General features: G+C 28.2%; 3 protein-coding genes and 1 pseudogene. 2 read left to right on the plus strand and 2 right to left on the minus strand.

Annotation, left to right across the window (positions count from 1 at the left end):
- Both B3N22_RS04325 and B3N22_RS04330 read left to right on the plus strand, forming a co-directional pair.
- The coding region (locus tag B3N22_RS04325; protein ID WP_286905149.1) for a hypothetical protein at positions 1–378 on the plus strand (378 nt) is incomplete at its 5' end.
- A 362-nt stretch (positions 379–740) separates the two neighbouring features.
- Positions 741–1235, plus strand: a complete 495-nt coding sequence (locus tag B3N22_RS04330; protein WP_286905150.1) for a GNAT family N-acetyltransferase — start codon at positions 741–743, stop codon at positions 1233–1235.
- Between the two features lie 74 nt (positions 1236–1309).
- Here B3N22_RS04330 and B3N22_RS04335 read toward each other — a convergent pair whose 3' ends face one another.
- Positions 1310–2485, minus strand: coding sequence for a PIN-like domain-containing protein (locus tag B3N22_RS04335; protein ID WP_286905151.1), 1176 nt, complete (start codon positions 2483–2485; stop codon positions 1310–1312).
- Positions 2486–3059: 574 nt separating this feature from the next.
- Positions 3060–3282, minus strand: a pseudogene (locus B3N22_RS04340) (hypothetical protein); the annotation flags it as partial.

The raw sequence follows: 3282 nt of genomic DNA on the forward strand, positions 1-3282 counted from the left end.
AAATTTGAGTTCCCTTATGAATATAATGTTGAATCTAATATATACTCTTTCTTAGATAAATGTTATGAATATATCACCCCAACAAATATGAAAATGAACATAAATAAACAAACAATCGAGTTAGAAATTAAACCATATTGTTTCCCGTACGAAACTTTAGATGAAGAAACGATTAAAACTATTAAGAAGTATATGGTGGAAGGTTCTATAATCTCAACGGTTAAAGGAATTTATATAGATTCTGAATATGAGTTGCTATCTATAGAAATACCTACCCAGGTTAAGGATTCTTTGAAACAGATTGCTTCTGAGGGGAATTTTACTTTAGAAGAGTTGGTTTCTGAAATTCTATTAGAGTATGTTAACGAAAAACACTAAACTTTTTATCTGAATAAACTCGTTTTATTGGAAAAAGTAATTCAGACAATGATATCGGTAGCAGAAATAAAATATCTTTTAATAAACAAAGCCATTTCATTTCTGCTAAAACACAAAAGGATGCAGTGAACTTTATCGAATATATAGATTTTAGATAACTAATTTAGGTAGGGGAAATATTCACAGAGGTAGAACGGTTTTTTATGTGAATTTAGTAACGAAAGACATTGTTGAATTAATGAGGGGCAGTAAATCCTAGAAGTATAGCTCCTTTTTGCAGAAATTATTATAAGAGAATGGGCTAGGTTAAAGGTTCCCCTTTTACTCCGAACACCATATGGAAGTGTAGAAGGCAGGTTAATATGTATTCAGAAGAAATAATAATAGTAGATAAATTTAATATACCGAAGATTGAGGGTATTAAGCCGGAAAATTTAACATTAAAAACAAATGATGCAGAGATTCCAGGAACTAACGAAAGAAACTTTTTTTGTAAAAATGGTAGCTATAAATTTTGTTTAGTAAAAGAAAAGGAAGGAATAATTGAGCCTATCTTTATTATGGATTTTTTCAAAAATAGTAAAATAATGCAAGAAATACGAAAAGAAGAACCAAGTATAAAGTTAGAACTATTGTGGGTTAAAGAAAGTTATCGTAAGAGTGGGATTGCTACTTACTATATGAAAGAACTTGTAAAATACGCAATAGAAGAAGGGATTACTCTAATAAGAGTTATTCCCAATCCTAATGCAGCTAACTTTATAGAAGATAATAAAGATAATGCGTTAAACAAAGAACAATTAGCCTGTTTTTACAAAAAATTTGAAGATGAATGCTTGAAAATCTCATTTATATGAACTTAAGCCTCTTCCTATCATCAAAAAATATAGATGGCAGCATGAATTATTCAATACTGCCATCCCTTATATCTTTAATTACTTAAAGAACGATATAATTTTTCCTTAAATTCATCTAACTTATAAAGAAAATCATGAACATTGATATCACCTGTCAGAAAATCATCATTTATAACTTCAAGACCATGTTTTAAATCGTAATATAAATTTTCCTCAATTATATCCTTATGATAATAATATTCTATCTCATTCGAAAGTTTTTTAAAGTTATTTGAAGCTTTTCTTTGTTGACTCAACTGATCTTTATATTTTTTTCTTATGCTTGTTGTAGGAAAACCTAAATTAAACACTTTATATATATCCAGTTCTTTTTGTTTATACCTTAAATCTTCCTTTACGTCTTCATTTAGAGCTTTACCTTTTCTGGAAGACACAGCTTCTGCAAACTGTAATGGTGTTATAATATGTAAGGTTTTATTATTTTCTTCAAAAAACTCTTCAATAAGTTCTCTCCTTCCACCTAAAAAATCTTCACCCCTTGTATAAGCCCAATCAGCTTTCACATCTCCTGTTACAAATATAACAGGTTTATCTTTCAAACTTAAAATAGATTGCCAAATGAGATAATCACCTTTATGTCCATTATCTTTGTAACCTGGAGGGATATTGTGCTTTTTTCGTCTAGCTAACTCTTCTGTTAGCTCTTGACTATCTATCTCGATTTCATCAATATAACCATTTTCAAAAAATGCTTTGAATTTTTCGCTAATTGGATCTTTATACAATAAACTTTTCACTAATTTCTGTAAGTCATTAACTAATGATAATTTATATTCTTTTTTTGCAGTGTTTAATTCATTTATTGCATTTAAGTATCTTTCTTCAGAATCAAGTATTGGTTTAAATATCTTATTATCAAACATATCATATGCCGGAACGACAGTTTTTATCGTATTTTGTGGCTGCTTTTCTTTCTCTAATTTGCTAAGCAATTTGTCATGTATCTCTTGATATAAAGTTTGGATAACTTCGGCTCTATTATTTGCAAACTCTTTAACTACTTGGTGTGGTATTTTTAGTCTATTTTGTTTAGATATTTCAGATAATATATCATAAACGACTTTATATGTAGTATCTCTCCATTGATAAGCCATGAGTAGAACATTAGTGTCTATTACTACATAAGCATCATCCATGATTTCATGAAGTTCTTTTAAGGGAATAAATATATTGAAAAATCGGTCCGACATTTTAACCTCCAATAAAAGTTATATACTTCAATAATACTACTTACCTAAAATTCTGTACATAATTATAAGACTTAATTTAATTGTTAATGACATAGTGTTAAATGTACTAACAAGCTGTATTCCTGTAATAAAGTAACTGATAATAAGGATTACTTTTTAAATTGATATACTAAAATTAGGACCTCTTATACAAATAGAGTTGGGTATTACAACGATGTAAAGAGAACTTTAAAAACGTTAAAGCATATACACATTTCTGTTTTGCTATTCAATACTGTAATTGAGTTGGCTCTGTAAATAAATTTTAGATTTCTGGATGGGAAATCAATCGAGAAATGGAGAAAGACGATATGCTAAACTTATTGATTTTTATAATGTCATCTTTTAAGCAATCGATAGAAATATTGTATAACATAGAAAAAAGTGAACTAGTGACTTAAATAGCCTAACTACATAATGAATTGTAGTTAGGCTATTATATTTTGGTATAACCGTTGAAAAAATAAAGCGGTTCATCTATATTTCAAAGACACATTTACTAACTTTGTTTTATTTTATATCTTATTTGACAATATCATTTTCTATCAATTAATTGCAAAATGTTTTGGGTTAATTGATGGACAATTATTATCTCTTCTGTACTTCTTGTACTTAATAATTCCTGATGAAGCTTTAATAATACTGTCTTGTCAGTTTCTTTTTTTAGATAGTTTTGTTCAAATAAATCAGTAGGTGAAATTTCAAGAGCTTCCGTAATTTTGTTAAGCGTTTCCAGGGAGATATTTCTTTCTCCTCTT

The organism is Clostridium sp. UBA1652 (assembly GCF_002320975.1).
Taxonomy (GTDB): Bacteria; Bacillota; Clostridia; order Clostridiales; family Clostridiaceae; genus Clostridium_T; species Clostridium_T intestinale.